This window comes from Qipengyuania mesophila, from assembly GCF_019711655.1.
Classification (GTDB): Bacteria; Pseudomonadota; Alphaproteobacteria; order Sphingomonadales; family Sphingomonadaceae; genus Qipengyuania; species Qipengyuania mesophila.
The window spans coordinates 836,130-852,037 of the sequence record NZ_JAIGNU010000001.1; the positions used below are offsets into that span (position 1 = coordinate 836,130).

Here is a 15,908-nt window from a genome sequence, read left to right on the forward strand (position 1 = left end):
GCCTCCGGCCGTAAAATCTCGCTCCCCGGGCCCGGGGCTGGGTGAGAATCGGCTGCTCGATCACTCCTCGTCGGGGGCCTGCGCGGTCGGCACGTTGGAGGTGCCGATCTGGATCGTGCCCCCATCTTCGACGATGTCATAAGAGCCGGCGCTCGTCGTTCCGCTTACATCGACGGTGAGATCGCCGATATCGATCAGGGCGCCCGAGCGCGCAACGAGGCTGGCGGATCCGCCTTCAGCTGTGCCCGACCCCGTGTTGACGGCGCTCGCATCGAGCACGAGCGAGACCGCGCTGGCCGTGCCGCCATTCAGCGCCTCGACCGAGGCAGTGCCCCCGGTTGCACTGCCGCCATAAGAGGTGGCATCGGCAAGAAATTCGGCGGCCTGCATCGCAACGGTAGCATTGTCGACCAGCAACGAGACCTCTCCGCCCGCAGCATCGCCGCCGCCGGTCGGGCCTCCCTTGCCCGTCGCACCGGCGTCGAGGCTCGTCGAGCCGGCAATCGAGAGCCGACCCGTATCGCTCACGGTCACATCGATCGATCCCCCGTTTGCAGCCCCACCCGATGCATCGCGCGAATCTCCACCGCTCGCGGTCGCCGTCACGTCAAGGTCACCCGGGCTTGAGCTGTTGCCGATCGTGAAACTGTCTGCCGAACGGATGGCCACCGTCCCGCCCGTGGCGTTCCCGCCATTTCCGGTGGTACCATATGCGCCCGATCCATTCGCGTAGATCAAGGCGGAGCTGGCATCGAGAGAGCCGGAAAGGACATCGATGGTCGCGCTTCCGCCCGTGCCGTCGCCCCCGGAGGCGCCTCGATTGCCGGATCCGGTAGCGCGGATCTCGATCGCTCCGGCGTCGACGTGGCCTCCGTCGACCACAAGCTGGGCCGTGCCGCCGATACCCGTTCCGCCTCGCTCGATTTCACTGTCCCGAAAGCCGGAGCCGTTGACGTTGATGGAGGTGAGGCCCGTTGAGAGTTCGCCATTGCCAAGCGAGCCATCGCCCAGCCCTGCAAAGGTGCCTACGATCGCTGTTCCGCCGGTTCCGGTACCGTTGAAACCTTCGCCGCGAGCAGAGGTGTATATTTTCCGTGCGCTGATCGTCCCGGTATCGCGATCAGCGAGCACCTTGGCCGTCCCACCCGTCGCGTTGCGTCCCAAGGCATCGGCGTATACCTGGGCATCAATGCCGATCGTGATCGTCGCAGGGTTGGTCAGGGAACCGTCCGTCTGGATAAAGGCAGTCCCGGCTTGTGCCTCGCCCCATTTGGCCATTTCTTCGGCCCTGCAGCATGCGCGCGGCTGAGCGCTTGCCAGAAGGGTGACCCGATCATCGACCTCGATCGTTCCACCGAAAGCGTGGAGGCCCGCTCCCACCGAGGTGGCCAAGCCCCCATTCGTGCCGACACCGCCATATCCTTGCGAATCCATGTAGAAATTTGTCGCATGGATCAGCGCGGTTTCATACGTCGCGACCAGAGCTTCGCCACCGGCGCCGGTGCCACCGAAACCTCCGGCCCGGACAGCTTCACCACCGAAAGCCCAGTTTTCCATGCTTCCTCCTCCGAGAGTAAGCACGCTCGCCCCGGAACCCATGATCGTGGCCTTGCCGCCAAAGGCGTCTCCTCCATCGGCACCATTTCCGGCAACCGCGTATGTATTGATGTCGAAGACGAAGGATATCGACCCGTCGTGCGCGGTAACAAGTACCGTCCCTCCTCGTGCGGTTCCGCCGCGATCGATGGGATTGCCTGCGACGTAGCCATCTTTCTGGCTGACGCCGCTGCCGCTCGTAGCCTCCGCCCACAGCCTCACCGTGTCGCCGGCAGCAATAGAGCCTCCGTTGGCCTCTACCCTGATGTACCCGCCGATGCCGTTACGTCCGTCGAGAAGCCCGAGATCCCGGCTCCCGCTGCTGCCAGATCCGCTAGCAGAGGCGCTGATCAACTCCGCGACATCGATCATGCCGCCACTTTCGGCCGCAATGATTATGCTCCCTCCCAGCCCATCGCGGGCGCGTCCGTTCCTGGCTGAGCCTTGCGCCCTAAGAAAAAGATCCGTGCCCACATCGATCGTGCCGGAATTTTTCGCCGAGACCTTGGCGAAGCCGCCGTAGCTGTGCCCGCCATCGACCACATACAGTCCGCCGGCACCGTAAATGAAATTGGCATCGGCCTGTAGCTCTACCCCCTTTTCGGTCTGGAAAGTGCCGCCATCCGCGATGATGATTGCGCTCCCGCCGGTCGTATCGCCCGTGCGGTAGAGTGGAACCGCGCTTACGTCGTAACTGCCCGCCACGGAAATGGTAGCGCCGCTTCGCGCGACGGAGCGTACGATCCCCCCGAAGCTGTTTCCGTCCGCGTCGACATAGCCATAGGAAGTGAGGTCCGGACTGCCGCCGATCAGCAGGTCTTTGCCGTCCTGCGCCAGCAGCCCGATGCCCCGAGCGCCCCAGGCGTCGAGGCCGCCGCGGAAGTTGATCGAGCCATGGTTGGTATTCGCGGTGAACCATCCCGTCGCGGCAATGTCCGTGCGCGATTTGAACAGCGTCTTGCGCACGACCCGGATCGTCTCTTCGGGCGCGTCATGGGCGACCGGGCCCACGTTCATTGTCCGACCATGCACGTCGTAGCCTGCCGACAGGATGACTTCGCCGTTGTAGACGCCGGCGGTCACCACCGGGTCGAAGCCCAGATTGCCGCCAAACAGCATCGTGATCGGATTGCCCTGCCCCTTGCCGACGGCGTAGATCATGTGGTTCTCGCCGGTCGTGGTGCGCGCCGGGCCGCCGGTCGAACCTGTGTGCCACATTGCTGTGTCCACCGTGGTTCCAACAGGGATCTCGATGTCGAACAGGCCATTGTCATAGCTGATATTGACCTGCTCGCCTGCGATATAGGCGGTCGAGCCGTTCACATAGGCCGTGCCGTTCATCGCCACGCGGGGAGCGGCGACGACGAAGGAACTGTCCTTGCGCGGAGCGGTGATCTGCGCACCGCCCGCGATGCGCACGCCCGCCGTCTGTCCGGACGAGCCGGTCAGTTGCAGGGTGCCGCCGTCGAGGTAGCTGTCGAAACTGTCGAGGTCGGGCGCCAGCGTCGTGAGCAGGAGGTGCCCGACGTCGAACACGGCCGAATTGCCGATCAGCAAGCCATTGGGCGAATAGAAGGCAACGGTTCCGCCACGCGAGCTATCGCCGGCACCGGGACCGAAATTGTAGTTCACCCTCGAAATGACCGTGCCGTCGATGATCGCGACGTCGCCATTGCTCGACGGCAGGATGCGATTGAGCACGGCGAAATCGGTGGTCCCCGACGCGGAGCGCAGGTTCTGGAAGATCGCCGTAGTGCCCCGCGGAAGGAACGTCTTGGCCTTGCCCGACCCATCCTCGAACGGAGTCCAGTCGATCACGGTGGTCCTTGTCGAGACGGTGATCGTGTCGGTCTTGGCCACCGAACGGTCGATCGTCGCGCTGCCGCGAACCACTGAGGGCGTACCGTTGAAAGCCTGCGCCTGCGCAGCCGAGGGCATGAGAAGCGCACTCGCCATCGCAAGGCCGCCGCCCGATAACAGCAGGGCATGATAGCGGGTGGCTGCGCGGGTCATTTCATTTCTCCCATCTGCGATCGGGTTGATGCGGCTTCTAGCAAGTTCCTGCATTCACGTTGCAATCGTTGAATTGCGAGCCGTCGGTATAAGTAACGGGCGGATCGCCCACGCCGCGGCCGGCGTTGAAATCGACGAGATCGTAGAAGGCCGAGCCGGTCACGAAAGTGCCGTCACCGTTCCGCTTGCGGCCGTAGGCGAACAGATCCACCGGATCGCTGCCCCCGCCGATGCCGAGCGTGCCCGTCACGGTGATGCCTCCGGGTGCCACCGCCGTGCCCGTATTGCGTACCAGGAGGGTGCCGTCGGTGATCAGCGTCGCATCGCCCGTGCGCAGATAGCCGAGCGGTGAGTCACTGCCCGACGCCGCCGTGGCGAGCAGGGCGTTGCGGCCATCGAAAGTCGGGTCGGCCGCCAGTTGCGCGATGGTATCGGCATCGGCCATCCAGAAATCGGAGCCCTCGAAGGTGAATTGACCCGCATAGGTGGCATCCGGCGCGGTCAGCCGGATGCTGCCGGGCGTCACGATCTCGAGCCGGTCAGCGGTCACGTTGAATGCATCGGTAGACGCGACATCGTGATAGGCCATGGTGCCCTCGGCCCGCACCGTCCCTCCGGCGGTGATGTCGACCGAGGCGCTACCCGCCTCGTAATGTCCGGGAAACAGCGAACCCAGGGAGCCCGCAGCCGAAATATCGCGAAGAACCAGGTCGCCGGCCGTCGAAACCGAATGCCAATTGCCTATCGCAAAGCTTCCGCCGAGCCCGCCGAGCCGTGACGTCGCGCCGGCCGACGACCCTGTCGCGGAGGCGGTGAAATGGCCGAACTCCAACGTTCCACCATAGCTGGAGACATCGAATGAGCCCGCCGTCGTCGCACCGTTGGCAAGCAGATCGACAAGATAGGCCCTTATCGACGATCCCGACTGAATTTCCACTTCGACGGTACCGCCGGTCGCAGTCCCGGTCCCCGTCTTGGTTGCGGACGCATCCAGCTCGAAGATCGGAACCGTGACCACTGCGCCATTTAGGGCCTTGAAGATGACGGCCCCACCTTCCGCCGTTCCCTCTTTCGTACGCGCTGCAGCGCTTAGCTCGATGAAATTCTCCGTATATTCGTTGCCTTCCGGCAGGGATAGCGTCCCCCCGTCGACGATGATGCGCGCGATGCCTGCAGTCGCGTTGCCATTGCCGAGGTAGCCGGGACCGAAATTGCCGTTGGCAAAGATACGGGGGCTTAGGTGCCTACTGGACAATGTCAGGCTGCCGCCGTTGCCAATGAGAACCTGGCTCGTTCCGGCAGTTCCATTGCCTCCGAACCCGTTGCTCGACAGTCCGCCGGAGCCGTTGGAGATCACGTTCAATTCACCGAAAAACGTGGCATCTCCGAGAATCCGCAAAGTGGCATCGCCGCCAAATCCGTTGCCTGCTTGCCCAGTGGTCGACTGGCCACCGGATGCCTGCGCCTTCACCCAGACGTCACCCTCTTCATATTGCGTCGAAGCGCCGATTTCGAAGAGCACCGACCCGCCGAAACCATCACCGCCGACTTCGCCGCTACCGCCACTCCCGTTCGCATAGAAATAGGACCTGCTGCCGTATCCATAGGGACCTCCTCCGACGATGACCTGCACCAATCCGCCATACCCGGCCCCGCCAGTCCCCTCATCACTCCTGCCACCTCCGGTGCCGCTGGCCACAACGCTGAAACTAGCGCCCGTCGTGCGGCCATTGTCGATCGACCCATCGCCCCCGCCGGCGAATCGTCCGATGTGAATCGTCCCGCCCCTGCCTGTTCCGCCAATTCCGTCGGCCTGACCAGCGCCGCCCAATCCCCCGGCCCCGCCGGTGCCGAGATTGGAGTAAAGGGCAAGGTTTTGGACGCTGGCATTGTCCCGCCCGACGAGAACATAGACCCCGCCGTGTCCGACGGTTCCATCGAACAGCGCGCCCGTACCGTTTCCACCATTGCCCGCACCAATCGAGGCGCCGTCGCCTGGGCCGCCATCCCCGCCTTGCGCTTCAGCGTTAATCTGCCCTCCTCCAGTGATCCGAGCGAACTCTTCCAACGATCCATCGGCCTGGAGGAACGCGGAGCCGGCAGTCGCATTGCCTCCGCTGCCACCATAGCCGACCGTTGCATTTCCGCCTGTCGCGTTCGTCTCGATGTGGGTGGTGGCGCTTTTCGTACCCGTGTGGACGTGGATACCTACAGTACCCCCAACGGCGTTGCCCCCGCTGTTCCCGTTCCCGCCGACCGCATTGGCGTTCAGCTGGTCTAATGAATAGACGACAGCTGTGTCATAGGTCTCGATCAGTACGGAGCCAGCGGCGGCCCGGCCTCCCGATCCGATCGTCGAAAATCCGCGGCCGCCGGTCGCGCCGACATCGGCGTCGAGACGGGACATATGGATGGTCGAAGCTCCCTTGGCCGAAATCAGCAGACGACCGCCCGCTGCACCTCCGCCCGATCCTCCCTGACCACCAAAGCCATGGGCAGACATGTCCGTGACAACGTACATGCCAATGCTACCGTCATTCGCGACCAAGCGGCTGACCCCGCCCCGGGCGAAGCCACCGGTATCGGTGCTTGGACCGTCCACATTGGTGCCGGCGCCAGAGCTGCCGCGAGCCGAAACATCGAGATCAAACTTATTGGTCGCAGATCCACTAATGCGATGGAATTCGATCGTTCCTCCATCGGCGAGCAGTTGCGCAGTGCCACCTTGCGCGGAAAAGCCATCTTCGACCTGGACCACACCTGCTGCAGTCCCGGCCTGAGCCGATGCATAGATACCACCGGAATTACCCGCCGAGATCGACCCCCCGCTCAAAGCGCGAATAAGCCCATCACCGCCGATCGCGCTACGCCCGCGCCCGCTTTCACCGACCCCTTTCACGCTCAGGTTCAGCCTGGCGCCAACCGTAACGGACCCGCCGTTGCGGGCCTCCACAAGCGCCGTTCCACCGAAGCTGCGCCCGAAATATACGGGCTGGCTGCTGTCGTAGATGTTCGAATCTGCCGTAAGGGTCGCACTGATGCCGATCGAAATCGCGCCGCCGTCGCCGACAAGCGAAACATTGCCCCCAGTGGAGTTCCCGCTGTCCAGGTCCGGCACGGCATTCGCCCGCAGATGTCCGGCGACCGAAAGAGTCGCATCTTCAGTCGCAGCAAGCCTCACGGTTCCGCCGAACACATCGCCATCTGCATTGACGTAACCCGCCGACCTCAGGTCGGGATTGCCAGCAATCGCAAGGTCGTTTCCATTGGCTGCCAGAAGGCCGATTCCGCGGGCAGCCCGGGCCCGCAATCCCTCGGCAAAGTCGATTGCGCCATTGGCCGAATTTGCAGTGAACCACCCGGTCGCGGCCACATCGACGCTGGACGTGAAATTCGTTCCGCGTACGATCCGGATCGTTTCTTCCGCAGCACCCTCTGAGACCATGCCCGGGTTGCTCTGCCCATCGCTCACGTCATAGCCTGCGGACAGGACGATATCGCCATTGTCGATGCTGGCGCTCGATGCCGCAGCGAAGCCGATGTTCCCGCCAAGCAGCATCGCGACAGGGTTGCCCTGGCCCTTGGCGACGAAATGGATCTTGTGCGGACGGCTCGCGCTCGTGCTGGCCGCCCCGGTGGTAGTGCCCGTGTGCCAGATCGCCGGATCGACAGAAGTCCCGACCGGAACCTCGATATCGAACAGGCCGCCGTTGAAGCGCAGGTTGACCTGTTCGCCTGCGACATAGGCGACCGAGCCGTCGACATCGACAGTGCCGTTCATGGCGATCCTTGGCGCGGCGATCGCTACGTAGTCGCTTGCGGAGATCTGTGCGCCGCTGGCCACGCGAACCCCTGCGGTCTGGCCCGGCGCGCCCGTCATCCGCAAATATCCATCCGAGGATGGGAAATCGTCGGGGTCGAGCGCCAAGGTCGTCAAAAGCAACTGCCCGACATCGAAGACGGCCGAATTGCCGACGACGATGCCATTTGGCGAATAGAAGGCGATGAAACCACCGCTCTGCGAGGTCCCCGACGTATAGTCCTTGATCCGTCCGATAACCGTCCCGTCGATGATCGCGACATCCCCGTTTGTCGAGGGCAGGATGCGGTTGAGGACCGAGAAGTCCGAACTGAGTTTCGAATTCTGGAATATCGCGGTGTTGCCGTGCGGCAGGAAGGTCTTGGCCCTTCCCGACCCGTCCTCATAGGGGGTCCAGTCGATGATCGTGCCCTGAGTATGGATCGTCAGCAGGTCTCGATTGCGCACCGACCGGTCGATGTCCGCAGCGCCCTGAACGACGGACGGCGTAGCGTTGAACGCCTGCGCCTGCGCAGCCGAAGGCATGAGAAGCGCAGCCGCCATGGCGAGGCCGGCGCCCGATAGCAGCAGCGAGTTGGAGCGGGTCATAATGTGTTCTCCGTGGCGACAAACGGATGGGAATGGACGAGAGGACGGGAGTAACCTCGTGGCCGCGGTGTGGGCCCGATTTGCCAATATTCGCCCGAAAAGACCGGACCGCCCATTCGAATCAACCTCCCGCCCGCGCAGCGCGCGGCCGTCCAATCGACGATTTCCTGCGATCCGGAGAACCCGTTCTGTCGGGCTTCTTCCCAATACTTGGGCGTAGGCCTAACACTTTGAAAAGCGGAAGGCCATCACATAGGTTAAGGATCAAAAAGTGAGTGCGTGACACAGTCTTGAGTGAACCGGTATCTCCCTGGCTTCGCTGTTTCGCAGGGAAACTACAGGGAAAGCGGTTGTTTTCGAGTAACCCGCAGCCTTGCGAGAGCCCTCGAAAACCCCAGATTCTCGCCATTTTCAGAGCCAAGTTCCCTGTCCGCGGGACAGGGAAAGGGTCACAACAAAGTTGCGCTACAAACAAATTCAACTTCTGGATCTTGCAGGTTTCGATCGCTTTCAGGCGATCTTGAGGCCAAGCCGATGACCGATTGCCCCTGTGCGGTTCAGTCGGACCACCGGTCTACTTCGAGCCGCTCTCGGTTTGTTGCGCGAGGTCCTCTGGAAACCGACTCCTCGCCTTCCGAGAAATCGATAGGCTGGGTAACGAACGCGACAACCGTCGTTCCGGCAGGGACGGTGATGCGCCGAGAAGGTTGCTCGGAAGCGATCTGAGGCGTTGGGATTGCGCCTCCGACATAGACGGTGCTGGATGTAGCCCGGTTGATGAGACCGAATGTCGCCGCATTCAGGACCGATTGGAGGAACGAGCCCGCGAACCGGGTCAAGCCGTTGCCGTGCGCCTTCCCCTCCACCCCGGCAGTCCCGAACTTGTCCGTGGCAGGAAAGGTCATGTCGACCACCCGGCCGTCCGGAAGGTGCAACCTTTCCCAGGTGATCAGGACACGCTTGCCGGCGGCCTCCGCTCCGGCAGGATAGGTCCCACTCAGGGTCGCCCCCTTCGGAACGACTACCTCGCGCCCATCCTGGCCGCGCACATCATTCGTCACAAGCGCGCGCACCGGTCCACCACGCGAAGTATCTACCCCGGTCTGCAACACGGCCGGAATTGTCGAACCCGAGGGGAGGAGAAAGGGCCCTCGGAGTGCCGGTCGCGGGGTCAGGATCCGATCGGAGGCATCCTCCGGTGACGCCTGACCCTGCGCCATCGAATTCACCACCGGGCCTTGGGATAGCTTCGCGGGAGTTCGAGCGATCCCATGATCGAAAATCAATGCACGGGGCAATTCGCGACGGCTTGAGAACCCGGCGTCCGCATTTTGCGGGCCTCCCATCGGCGCAAAGGAGGATGGGGCCCGAAATTCTTCCGACTGGTCCAGCGGACGCGGAGCACGCTCGGGATAGGCGATCACCGCCGGCCGCGATTGGGGGGCAAAGGTGATTGGGGGGGCATTTTCGAACGCCTCGGGAGGAAGACTCCGCGGCTGAACACCAAAGTCCCGGCGATCGACCTGAAGAGGTGGGGGAGAGGCGATCGGGCTGCTTTCTCCCTTTGCAAAGAGCGAAAGTTCCCGATCACTCGTTCGTTCACTCGACAAGAACAAGAAGAGCAGGAGCCCCAGGAAAACCGCGCATGCCACAATGGCCCAATCGGGGAGGCCCTGACGCGGCCTGCGAACGGTGGAGACGCGACCGATATCCGTCCCGCCTGCGGCCCCAAGGTCCCGCGCGGTCATGGCCGACCCTCGCCCGCTATCCGGGTGGCGGTTGCCTTCTGCTTGCCGCTACGAAAAACCAGCTGCGGATGAACCCCTTCGAGGATGAGCCCGTCCCCGGCAGCACGATGTTCCGCTGCGACTTCATCTCCCTCATCGTCAATGGTGAATACCGCGGGAAAGGGCACGTCGGGGCTCCAGTAGATCGATGTCGTTCGACCGTTGTCGGTAATCAGGCGTGGTCTCAGCGATCGGCTCCCCCGAAACCGATAGGATGCACCCGCTTCGGCACTGGAACGGGTTTCGGGCCCGTACCGGAATTTGAGAAGGAACGTATCCGCTCCGCCCATGGCATCGAGCGTGAACGCATAGCTTCGCTTCGTCGTCAGGAGGATCATGTTCGTTCGCCGGGCGCCTTGCACCGGCTTGACGACCACCCTGTCGGCGCTGGCCGTCGCTTCGACCAGCCAGCCGTCGGCATCCCCTACGACGATGCTTTCTACAGCCTCGCCTCTTTCGAGTTGGATCACCGTGGCATTGCCCTGGGATATCGAGACGGCATAGACGAGATCGGGGTCATAGGCCTCCTCGACGATCCGAGGATCGCCCTGCGCATGCGCAGGCGAAACGAGAACAAGCGTGAGAAGGGTCAGCAAGCGGCAGATCATCCTTGCGCGTCCTCGAATCCGCGGTCTGCAGCGATCGCTGCCCCACCCCCCGCTCCGGATTGCTCAGTGGGTCGCTCCGCGTCCCGACGATACATCGTGACCTGAAGGCCGAGCGGGTTGAGGAGGCGATCTTCGAAACTCATCGCGCCGTCGGAAAAGTGGAATTCGATGAGCGAAATCCATGAACCGAATGGTTCTCGGCGCCCGTCCGGCGCATCGAGAAAGGTATCGAACCGCACGAGAGCCCGATCCCTATCGATCTTAGTCACGCTCTTCACCTCGACTGCCACGCTCTGGCCCTGGGGGAAGCGATTGAATGGGCTAGACGGGCTACTCGACGCCATCTCCGCGACGTAGGCACGGCGCGCGCTGCCTGCCGACCACAGCGACGCTTTCCGGTAGTCGTCCTGGACGCTGGCGCGATCGAAGCGTTCTCGCGCCGTGACATATTGCGCCAGCATCGACTGGAGCAGCGTTTCATCGGCTCGAACCAGCGAGGCGTCAGCGGGATCGATGCGCTGAACATAGCCCGTGTTTCGATCGACCAGCATCATGACCGTCTCGGTGGTCTTGAGAGGTATTAGCGCGAACAACGCCAACCCCTCGACCAACGCCACGACCGCAGCAACACCGGCAACCAGCCATGCAAGCCTCGAACTCTTGCGCTCTCGTTCGTCGTTCTCGACCGCCCAGCTGCGGGCGAGTTCGAAATATTCGTCGGGCTTGTGATGGGTCACGCTCGGCCATCCCTCTTGATCGTGCTGCGGTGACGTCGGCCCAAAGGGGTGCGACTGCGGGTGTAGCTCGAGGCGTGTCTGGTCCCAGCCGTTTCGTGGCCCGCCTTACCGGTCGACGTCATGAAGGGGCCAACGACACTCCCACCCCCGGCCGCGTCGTTCTCGCGTCGGATTGTGCGCTCGAATGCCTCGCTGACTGCGACTGGCCTTGCAACACCGCCGCGTGAGGCTGCCTCCTGTCCGGCTCGGTCAACACTCGCCATTGGTAGCGATGCTTGTTCGCTATGCCCCTGCTCTCGCACCACGCTTGTTCCCGCGGTTGCCGGCAGGCGCCAAGCCACCACCGTAATCCCGCTGGCGAGTTTGGAGCTTGCGAAGAGGATGAGCGTACCGACGAGCAGGAATGTCACGACGATTGCCAGCGGTGCCTGCTCATCGATCGCGCGCCAGCTCGCGAGGCCCAGGGCCTGCATTCGCGAGAGTTCCGCCTCCACTGCCAGCAGGCCCAGCGAAGACGACAACGCCAGGCCGGTCGTGGCGAAGACGGTGGTCAGCAGAGCACGGACCCACCCCAGGAACAGTCCGGCTCCGGGACCAGCCAACAACGCCATGATCGGGAAAGGGGCTATGGCGAGAAGGAACGCGGCTGCGAGGCGAACCGCACCCGCCAATCCGACGGTCGATACGAAGAACAGAGTCGCGGTCGTCGGAAGTGGCCGCTGCGCATAGTAATTGCCGCCCTCCTCACCCGATGGCTGGAAGCCTTCCAGCCCCACACGCAAAGCATCATAGGCTCGTTGTGCACGCGCGCCGGCGGGATCCTCCAACATACCGCTGGACTCGCCGATCCGGCTGGCTAGCTCGCTCGGCCATGCAATGGCGACGTCGTAAAAGAGCGTCTGGAATGCAGTCCAACCCGTCAGAAGGGCCAACACGATCCCCACCCGCACCGCCCAGCCGACTCCGTCGGACAGGTCGATCTCGCGATTGAGGATCAGGCGATAGCCGATCAGCGCAACGAAAATCGTCAGCAAGGCGGTCAGAATGCCGCTGTCGAGGCTGTATCCCGCGAGACCGAGAAAGCCGTCGCGGCCGATCGTTTCGGCCTGGCAATCGAGCCACACGGAATAGCGCTGGATCGTGCCGAGCGTCGCAACGGGCGCACCGCAACTCATCAGGCTGCCGCCCGCTCAATCACGCGCGGAAGCCAGTCTTCGGGCAAGCGTCCCTTGTCGTCGCGCAGTTCGTCGAGAATGCGGATCGTCGTCTCGCGCCCCGACAGGATCGTGATGATGTCGGGCTCGTTGGACAGGTCCAGCCTCACGACCACACTGTGCTGGCCGTGCTTGACGAGAAACGCACGTGACGTGTCGGGCAGGGTCCGCACGATCTGGTATTCGTGCTCGGTCAGGCCGAAGCCATCCATGTAGGCTGCCGCCGGAGCTTTCGGATTGGCCATGAATATCTGCGTTGCGGCCTGTTCTACGATCGCCGAGGCGATGCGGCTGTCGAGCGCATCCTCAGCGCTCTGCGTGGCGAAGCCGACGATCCCGTTGCGCTTGCGGATGGTCTTTTCCCAGTCGCGGATGCGGCTGGTGAAGGCCTCGTCGTCGAGCGCCTTCCAGCCCTCGTCCACCACGATGATCGTCGGCGTCCCGTCGAGCCGCTCCTCGATACGGTGGAACAGGTACATCATAGTCGGCGTGCGCAGGGTCGGATCGTCGAGCAGGCGCGTCATGTCGAAGCCGACCACCTTCTGGTCGAGGTCGACGAGATCGTGCTCGTTGTCGAACAGCCAGGCCCGGTCGCCATTCCCCCACCATGGGGCGAGGCGCGCGCCGAGATCGCCCGGATGCGGCCGCGCGCTGCCCTGGAGCAGCTGCGAGAAATAGGCGAGCCGGCGGAACTCTGCGGGAGCCTCCATGCTCGCGTCGACCGCCGCGCGAATGCGCGAACGCTCCTCGGGGAGCAGGGCGATGTCGGGCTGGCTGACGAGTTGCCCGATCCATTCGGCGATGAACTGGCGGTTGGTCGGCGTGTCGGGCAGCTTGAGCGGATTGAACCCGCTCGGCACGCCCGTCCGCAGCTCGTCATAGCGCCCGCCGGTGGCGCGCAGGAACAGCTCGGCGCCGCGATCCTTGTCGAAGAAGACGATGCGCGGATCGTATTTGCGCGCCTGGGCGAGCAGGAAATTGAGCACCACGGTCTTGCCCGAGCCCGACGGACCGATGACGGTGAAATTGCCCAGGTCGCCGTGGTGGAAGTTGAAGTGATAGGGGCCCGCGGCGCTGGTCTCGAGCACCGATACGGCGGGGCCCCAGTGGTTGTCGGCGGCGCGTCCGGTGGGGAAGTTATGCAGGCTGGCAAGGCTCGCGAAATTCTGGCTCGAGATCAGCGCGCGCCGGGCGATATACTTGAAATTGCCCGGAAACTGCGCCCAGAATGCGGGCTCGAGCGCCATATCCTCGCGGGTCGAGACGATGCCGATATCGGCGAGCGAGGCCTGCACTTCGGAGACATGGCTCGCCAATTCCCCCTCGCTGCTGCCGAAGACGGTCACGGTGAGGTGGTGCTCGCCGAAGATCGTGTGGCCGGAGGCGACCGCGTCGCGCGCCTCGGCCAACTGGTTGCGCAGCGTGATCGCCTCGTCGTCCGCTGCGCGCATGCGGCGCAATGACAGGTTGATGCGCGAACTCGCGCTCTGCCGCTCGACGATGGCGAAGCTCTGCGACAGCTGCAGCTCGAAGGGCAGCCGCATGAGATCGTCGAGCATGCCCGCGGAAGTGTAGGCCGGATAATCCTTGATCGAGACGATCGCGGCGAAACGCGGCGGTAGCGCGCCGTCGCTCGACAGCTCGGCGCTTTCGGCCCCGAAGGTAATCCGGCGGCGCGGGATGTAGTGACCCAGATCGCCCTCGGTCAGCGCCATCGGCCGCGCGGGCCCATCGAGCAGCATCGAGAGGAATTCGAGCTGTTCGGAATAGAGCCCGCCCTTGTGCGTGTAGCTTTCGAGCACGCGCGCGCCATAGGCGCCGAGCGAGGCTTCGAGTGCCTCGACCGCGGCATCGAGCTGACGCAGATCGTCGCTCAGCATGGCCTCGCGCTCGGAGCGGGTGGTGCTGCGCAGCAGCCGCCCGATCCCGCTGACCTTGCCGCCCTTGCCCTGCAGTGGGCGCAGGACGACGGTGATGAAGAGCTGGTTCGAATAGAGCGCCTTACGTTCGAGCCGGGCGCGCCAGCGGCGGTCCAGCCCCGCGGAGAATTCGTCCGGAAAGCTGCCGTCGAGCGATGGCTCGACCTGGCGGCGGACGATGTGCTGGTAGATGGCGAAGCGCGAGGAGCCGAGCGCCTGGAGCATGCCGTCGCGCAAGGTCTCGCGATATTCGATATCCTCGGTATCGAGCGTCTCGAAGGCGAGCCCCTCGAGCTCGATCACCTGCATCAGCCGCCCGTCGCGCAGGCGGATCGTACGCCGGTCGATCTGCGCGGCATAGGGCAGGTGCCGGCCGACCGCCGCCTCGCGACTCCAGTCGCTGTTTCCGCCCCCCGCGTCCATATTCAAAGACTTCTCTCGCGAAGACATTGTGGGGTCAAGCGCGATCTAGCTCTCAGGAACGTCATTACTCTCCAAGCAAGCAAGTATGAATTCGGCAATGGAACTCGGCGCCCAGATCACGGTTCGACCGAAAAATGCCGATGGCACACCGAACGCTAGCAGACGACCATCCGGCCTGTGTGTTTCTGGCAGCGCACTTCATCGCGGCATCAGGAGTCCATGGCATCGTTAAATGTCAACGAGCCCAAGTGTGTTTGTGTTCGCCCATGGACCGGGCCAAGGGTCCGCTCGTCAGTTTGGCTTGAAGCCAAGGCACGCCACTCCGGCAATGCTAGATGCGCGGAAATGCAGACCTCACGAAGCAACCGTTCGGGCACAATGTAATGCCCCCCGCTCACTTAAGGCGTCTTCCGATTCGAGATGGTCAACGCACGCCACCCTCGCCGACGGATGATGTGGCATCCGGTATCGCGGCCCCGGGATAAAGGTCATTTCGACGATCACCTGTATCAGGCGCGGCAAATAGAGGTGGTTGATCGACCGACGTCCGCGAAATTACGGGTTCAGTCTGATAGTCGGCCAATCCCGACAGTCCTTCGGCGACAAACCGAGCGCCAAAAACTATGAAACACCCAATGACGACCATCGCGCCCCTTTGATAGGGGACGCGCCCTCTCAGCATGGAAATACCGGTGAAGGCCACGGCAAGGGTTGCGATCGAAACCGCGACCGCACCCGTCAGGAGTTCCGAAATCCAAAGGAGCGCTTCGACCATCTCTGAGATATGCCACCCAGGGCGATACGCCGTCTAGTATCCATGGCAAGCTTTGTTCTTCCGCGATACAAATCAAACTCATCATTGGCGACGGAACAACGGCGCATCGTGATGAGACGCTGGTGTCCCTATTGCGCGAAGCGACGGCGTTCAGGGAGGAAGTACTGTCAGCAACAAATCTGTCCATCGCGAAGGTCGCCGCATCCAGCTCGCTGCCGCAAGCGGATGAGCCGACTGTTCCGTCTCTCGGGGATCGCGTAGGCCTCGCCTGACTGGAGGATGCATCGCGCGAAGTTCCCACCGCCAAGGTTGAACCTGAGCTTCTGCGGTTGCTGTCCCGGTGGAACGTGCAATCATTCGTCGAGCGGTCCGAAAAGAGCGATACGAGACCGGGTGACCTTCACGCCTTCGCGAATGAAATAGTGCTC

General features: G+C 63.3%; 8 protein-coding genes. All 8 read right to left on the bottom strand.

What is annotated here, in order from left to right:
* Window positions 1–60: 60 nt before the first annotated feature.
* Window positions 61–3,609 (bottom strand): hypothetical protein, encoded by a 3,549-nt coding sequence (locus tag K3181_RS04180; RefSeq protein ID WP_221601059.1) that lies wholly within the window; start codon window positions 3,607–3,609, stop codon window positions 61–63.
* Between the two features lie 37 nt (window positions 3,610–3,646).
* A complete protein-coding gene (locus K3181_RS04185) occupies window positions 3,647–8,017 on the bottom strand; it encodes a beta strand repeat-containing protein (RefSeq protein ID WP_221601061.1) in 4,371 nt (1,456 codons plus the stop codon).
* 557 nt (window positions 8,018–8,574) lie between these two features.
* On the bottom strand, window positions 8,575–9,441 hold the full coding sequence (locus K3181_RS04190; protein ID WP_221601063.1) for a TraB/TrbI/VirB10 family type IV secretion system protein: 867 nt from the start codon (window positions 9,439–9,441) through the stop codon (window positions 8,575–8,577).
* Window positions 9,442–9,761: 320 nt separating this feature from the next.
* The gene (locus K3181_RS04195) at window positions 9,762–10,400 is read right to left on the bottom strand and encodes a TrbG/VirB9 family P-type conjugative transfer protein (RefSeq protein ID WP_221601064.1); all 639 of its coding nucleotides are present in this window, start codon (window positions 10,398–10,400) and stop codon (window positions 9,762–9,764) included.
* Window positions 10,401–10,408: 8 nt separating this feature from the next.
* On the bottom strand, window positions 10,409–11,149 hold the full coding sequence (locus K3181_RS04200; protein ID WP_221601066.1) for a VirB8 family type IV secretion system protein: 741 nt from the start codon (window positions 11,147–11,149) through the stop codon (window positions 10,409–10,411).
* Window positions 11,146–12,324 (bottom strand): type IV secretion system protein, encoded by a 1,179-nt coding sequence (locus tag K3181_RS04205; protein ID WP_221601068.1) that lies wholly within the window; start codon window positions 12,322–12,324, stop codon window positions 11,146–11,148. The genes K3181_RS04200 and K3181_RS04205 overlap by 4 nt, the downstream gene beginning before the upstream one ends.
* Entirely contained in the window at window positions 12,324–14,705 is a 2,382-nt protein-coding gene (locus K3181_RS04210; RefSeq protein ID WP_425594535.1) for a VirB4 family type IV secretion/conjugal transfer ATPase, read from the bottom strand. Before K3181_RS04210 ends, K3181_RS04205 begins: the two co-directional genes overlap by 1 nt.
* A gap of 424 nt (window positions 14,706–15,129) precedes the next feature.
* On the bottom strand, window positions 15,130–15,480 hold the full coding sequence (locus tag K3181_RS04215; RefSeq protein WP_221601073.1) for a TrbC/VirB2 family protein: 351 nt from the start codon (window positions 15,478–15,480) through the stop codon (window positions 15,130–15,132).
* Between the last annotated feature and the right edge of the window lie 428 nt (window positions 15,481–15,908).

What these genes read in the sequence shown, in the direction of transcription:
- K3181_RS04180 (WP_221601059.1), bottom strand. Translation starts at nt 3,609, where the DNA reads ATGACCCGCGCAGCCACCCGCTATCATGCCCTGCTGTTATCGGGCGGC.
- K3181_RS04185 (WP_221601061.1), bottom strand. Translation starts at nt 8,017, where the DNA reads ATGACCCGCTCCAACTCGCTGCTGCTATCGGGCGCCGGCCTCGCCATG.
- K3181_RS04205 (WP_221601068.1), bottom strand. Translation starts at nt 12,324, where the DNA reads ATGAGTTGCGGTGCGCCCGTTGCGACGCTCGGCACGATCCAGCGCTAT.
- K3181_RS04210 (WP_425594535.1), bottom strand. Translation starts at nt 14,705, where the DNA reads ATGGACGCGGGGGGCGGAAACAGCGACTGGAGTCGCGAGGCGGCGGTC.
- K3181_RS04215 (WP_221601073.1), bottom strand. Translation starts at nt 15,480, where the DNA reads ATGGTCGAAGCGCTCCTTTGGATTTCGGAACTCCTGACGGGTGCGGTC.